General features: G+C 56.5%; 7 protein-coding genes. 1 reads left to right on the top strand and 6 read right to left on the bottom strand.

Annotated features, from left to right (window positions below):
• Nucleotides 1-45 precede the first annotated feature (45 nt).
• Nucleotides 46-423 carry a glyoxalase superfamily protein gene (locus BMY22_RS22820; protein ID WP_425265989.1) on the top strand — a complete coding sequence of 126 codons (378 nt, stop codon included), beginning with the start codon at nt 46-48 and terminating at the stop codon, nt 421-423.
• 217 nt (nt 424-640) lie between these two features.
• Here BMY22_RS22820 and BMY22_RS22815 read toward each other — a convergent pair whose 3' ends face one another.
• The 6 genes from BMY22_RS22815 to BMY22_RS22790 form a co-directional block, all read right to left on the bottom strand.
• On the bottom strand, nt 641-970 hold the full coding sequence (locus tag BMY22_RS22815) for a DHCW motif cupin fold protein (RefSeq protein WP_090625593.1): 330 nt from the start codon (nt 968-970) through the stop codon (nt 641-643).
• Nucleotides 971-1,003: 33 nt separating this feature from the next.
• The gene (locus BMY22_RS22810; protein ID WP_090625598.1) at nt 1,004-1,489 is read right to left on the bottom strand and encodes a GNAT family N-acetyltransferase; all 486 of its coding nucleotides are present in this window, start codon (nt 1,487-1,489) and stop codon (nt 1,004-1,006) included.
• A gap of 150 nt (nt 1,490-1,639) precedes the next feature.
• Nucleotides 1,640-2,038 (bottom strand): type II toxin-antitoxin system VapC family toxin, encoded by a 399-nt coding sequence (locus tag BMY22_RS22805; protein ID WP_090625596.1) that lies wholly within the window; start codon nt 2,036-2,038, stop codon nt 1,640-1,642.
• 14 nt (nt 2,039-2,052) lie between these two features.
• A complete protein-coding gene (vapB, locus tag BMY22_RS22800) occupies nt 2,053-2,283 on the bottom strand; it encodes a type II toxin-antitoxin system VapB family antitoxin (RefSeq protein ID WP_040107521.1) in 231 nt (76 codons plus the stop codon).
• Between the two features lie 177 nt (nt 2,284-2,460).
• Complete coding sequence (locus BMY22_RS22795; RefSeq protein WP_341865024.1) at nt 2,461-3,789, bottom strand: DUF4942 domain-containing protein; 1,329 nt, start codon at nt 3,787-3,789, stop codon at nt 2,461-2,463.
• A 30-nt stretch (nt 3,790-3,819) separates the two neighbouring features.
• The coding region (locus tag BMY22_RS22790; protein WP_208599383.1) for a transposase at nt 3,820-4,218 on the bottom strand (399 nt) is incomplete at its 5' end.

The raw sequence follows: 4,218 nt of genomic DNA, 5'->3' as shown, positions 1-4,218 counted from the left end.
CGGCCAGGAGCAGCCACTGGGTTAAACTCTTATTTTGGCCAAACGATAGGTGAAAGGATGCAAACTTCGAGCGCCATACCGTTGCTTAGAATTTTTTCTGAGACCAAGGCGAAAGAGTTCTATATTGATTTCCTTGGATTCAGCGTCGATTGGGAACATCGTTTTGAAAAAAATTTTCCGCTGTATCTTCAAGCCCGTAGGGGCGACCTTGTTGTTCATCTGACTGAGCATCATGGCGACGCCACACCAGGCTCTACGATCTTCGTCCCAGTTATTGGCGTTGGTGAGTTGCACGCCGAGCTCACAGCGAAAAACTATGGTTACTCGAAGCCCTCTATTCAATATACTGGTTGGGGACAGGTATTAGAAGTAATTGATCCATTTTGTAATCGAATCCGCTTTTGCGAATTATCGGGCGACTGACAATGCAAAGAACTAGGGCCGTTGCGCTGAAATAACTTTCAACTCGACTGTCTTCTGCGGGTCGGACTGAGCCGGACACCACCGGCACAGCGCGACCCAAACCTGCCGGTCACGTCAGGCAACGGCCAGAGGTGGACAACGATTTAGATTAAGGAGCCGCTTTAGCTCGTCCCAGTGAACCAAGCAAGCGACTTTAACCGTATGTTAGACACAGCCTTCAATCAACCACAAAAAGCTTGGCGCCAACTGATGTAAACGAACGATGAGGCTCTGCGCAGTCAGCCACTTGATAGCTCATGCCAGGCGTGAGGGTAAATCTGCGACCATCTGCTAGCTCAGTGTGTAGTTCGCCTTCCAAACAGAGAAGGATATGGCCTTTTGAGCACCAGTGATCTGCGAGATAGCCTGGAGTGTACTCAATCATACGAACACGAATTGAGCCAAACTGGCAAGTTCGCCAATAAGCAGTTCCGGTTTCGCCAAAGTGTTCCGTCGCTTTAATTTTTGACCAGTCGGTCACTCCAAATGGTATTCCTGTAATTTCCATGGCACCCTCACTTATCTACTGCATCTTCGCATATCAATATAAGAGCTGGACCCGGCGCATATGCACCAAGGCCACCCTATCCTGCACAGAAGAAGTTCGCGCTTCAATTTCGAAAGGCTCGAACCCGAGTTTTCGATACAAAAGGAGACCTGCTGTATTGTGATTAAAACAGGATATTTGCACCTCCGATGCTTCATATCGCTGATGTGCAATCCCCATCATAGTTTCCACGAGGTAGGTTGCTACACCACGACCCCTAGCGCTCGGTGCGACAATGACATTCCCGATGCAGCAGACTCCTTGGCGCTCGGCTCGATAGAAGTTTGCAAAAGCAATAACAGCCTGATCGTCCGTCACCACCGTGCATTCAAATCGTTGGCTAATCGCTGCTAATAGTTGAGGCTCGGTGAGGGGGTATTCCGCCTTCGGAAACATGAAGAACAGCTCTTCAGCTGTCTGAGGAAATGTGCATAGTGTCGGGACATCGGCAGAGGTGGCCGGTCGGTGGTCGAGCATCATTGTGAATCCCTTCACTGACATGGACGCTGACTATAACCAATCCTTCTTGTGCTATGTAAAGAGCCGATACAATCTGCCTCAACAATGTCCGCTTCGGGTCGTTCTAAGCCGGTCGAGGCGCGATTTCGCAATAGCTGAGCGGAGCGGCGTCTAAACCCAGTCCTCATGTACAAGGCCAGGTACACGGCCAAACTCACGAATATTGTTTGTCACTAGCGTGCAGCCGGAGGCTATCGCATGACCTGCGATAGCCGTGTCATTGTGGCCGATTGGCGTGCCCGCCTTGGTCAGCGCTTGCATGACTTCAACGGTCGCATCTACGGCGCGTTGATCCCACGGCAACACGGCATCTAGCCGCTTCACGAATTCATCGACCAGCGTTTTATGCCTGGCTGAGGCTTTCTTGCCGATCTGGCCATAACGCATTTCGGCGTAGGTGACGGCAGAAATAACGATTCGATTGCCTTGGCTAACCTCTGCCGCCAGCCGTTGTAAAACCGACTCCGGGAGTTCCCGCATGATGAACGAGCAAATGCAGGTATCGAGCATGTAGGTCGTCGCAGTCACAGATTGAACCTGCCTTCATCACCGACAACAGTCGGGCGCTCTTGTAGAAAGTCGGCATCGGCTTTCGGCACGCCAGCTAGGGACTGCCACGTTGGCCGTACCGGACGAAGCGTGATTACGTCACCTTCGCGCGTAATCTCCAGCTCCCCGACGCCTTCATAGGCCATGTCGTTCGGCAGTCGAATCGCCTGATTCTTGCCGTTCCTGAAAATAGAGACGGTACGCATACTCACCCCCTCAAACATATGTTGGACATATGCAATGTAGCAACAGATCAAAGCATATGCAAGACATATGCTTTGTGTGGGTGGAACGGGAGCCGCTGGTGGCTGCCTGGAACTCTCTGCCAGAGACCAACCGAGCCATACCCGCAAGCCCGGCGCTGTCACGGAAAACCGAACGGCCTACAGGCCAAGGCCCATCTGTCCGTCTTTCGGCTTGGCTTTCGTGGCCTTCAGCAGCAGGACGCTGATCGAGGTGCCGGAAAAAGCGTTGTCGATGGGGGTGGAAAACTCCAGATCGAAGCCCGGCAACAGCTCGGCCGCCTGCTGGCGGGCGCTCAGCGGCAGGACCGCGCCGAGACGGCCGCCCGCCTCGACCAGGGTGCCGGCGTGGCGCAGGTGCGCCTGCCAGCGGCCTTCGCTGTACGGCGGGTTGCAGGCCACCACATCGAACCGGGTGCCGGGATTCCAGGCGAGAAAATCCCCCTCGATCGGGGTATGCCCCTTCTCGCGCAGGATCTTGCAGTGCAGCGGGCTGACCTCGACGCATAGGGTCCGGTCCTTCGGCAACAGGTCGGCGATGCCGCCCTGGCCGGCTTGCGGCTCGAGGCAGGTCTCGGTCGGCTGGATGTCGAGCCACTGCACCAGGCGTTCGGCGACCGGGACCGGGGTGGGATAGAACTGGTGGGCCTTGGCGTCCGGAAGCTGGCCGCTCACGGCCACGGCCTTGACGATTTGCTCGGGGTTGTAGTCGAACTGCCAGTAGCGCAGGTTCTTGTGCTTGCCACCGTTGCACGCAACGCCGCCCAGGGCTTCCAGCACGCTGCCCACCTCCTCAAGCAGGTGCCTGGACGGCTCGGCCGAGCTGTACCGTATGCAGAGCGTGTTGGGCACGAATTTGCGGTCGTACTCATGGCGGAAACTGGTGGATGGCTCCAGGGTGAAATACGGCTCCATGGCGGCGAGGACGCCGGCCGCCGCGTTGGAGATCGGCCGGTCGAAAAGGGCCTTGCTCTTGAAACCGCAGGCCTTGGCGCGCTTGGGGCGGGTGCGGGCACTCTCCGGAATGGCCATGGGGTGCAGGAAGGCTAGGATACCGTTCAGGCGCCAGGCCATGTCCGGATGCACCTCCAGATGCGCCGTGCCCACCTTGTAGCCCCTCACACGCAGGCTGCCGCAGTCGGCCTCGATCCACTCGCCGCGATGGGCCCTGGCCAGGTTGAGCAGGCGGGTCGTCGTGTCGCGTCTGGGGTCGTCGCGCCCCATGAACTTGGCGATGACCAGCCTTAGGTCGTGGATGTAGCCTTCGCGGTCGTGATCGGTGGTTCCGAAATCCGAGTAGATATGGCTCAGGATCATCCGTTTGGCGAAGCCTTCGGGCGTGTTGGTCACATGCGAGCGCGAGAGGTTGCGAAAGATGCCGTCGACCCGCTCGGCGAGGAATTCCGCCCGCCGGGCCATAAGCCCCTGGATCGTGGCGCGACAGGTTGTCGAGGCTGAACTCGGGCATATCCAGCTCGGGATTTTTCCCGCGCTGGTAAGTTAGTATACAAAATTAATCAGATATTTTTCGCCGTAACCTGATAGCACCTCGAGCACATGGCTGGTGAGTGACAGGAAGCTCTGGTAAGCCGTTACAGGCAGCCATTCGTACTTGATTTTCCGCCAGAGGATCTCGATCAGGTTGAGCTCAGGTGAGTACGTTGGCAGGAAGATCACGTAGAGCCGTTGCGCTCTCCACTCCAGTTCCTTGCGCAGAAACAAGGCCGAGCGATGAATGCTGGCATTGTCGAGCACGACGATCGCAAAGGCCTCCGGCGACTTCTGTTCGAGCAGGCGATCGAAAGCCTCGATGACCACCTTCGTCGTCACGGTGTCGGTGGTCGTGTGGTAAATCAGCTTGCCCTGGCGACTCAGAAACCCCAGCACATTGAGACGCCG

Source organism: Azotobacter beijerinckii (assembly GCF_900110885.1).
Taxonomy (GTDB): Bacteria; Pseudomonadota; Gammaproteobacteria; order Pseudomonadales; family Pseudomonadaceae; genus Azotobacter; species Azotobacter beijerinckii.
The sequence above is the reverse complement of the archived record's forward strand: the minus strand, read 5'-3'. Positions and strand labels throughout refer to the sequence as shown.

Bases quoted from the DNA above. Each gene is read 5' to 3' on its own strand.
- vapB (WP_040107521.1), bottom strand. From the start codon at position 2,283: ATGCGTACCGTCTCTATTTTCAGGAACGGCAAGAATCAGGCGATTCGA.
- BMY22_RS22805 (WP_090625596.1), bottom strand. From the start codon at position 2,038: ATGCTCGATACCTGCATTTGCTCGTTCATCATGCGGGAACTCCCGGAG.
- BMY22_RS22810 (WP_090625598.1), bottom strand. From the start codon at position 1,489: ATGATGCTCGACCACCGACCGGCCACCTCTGCCGATGTCCCGACACTA.
- BMY22_RS22815 (WP_090625593.1), bottom strand. From the start codon at position 970: ATGGAAATTACAGGAATACCATTTGGAGTGACCGACTGGTCAAAAATT.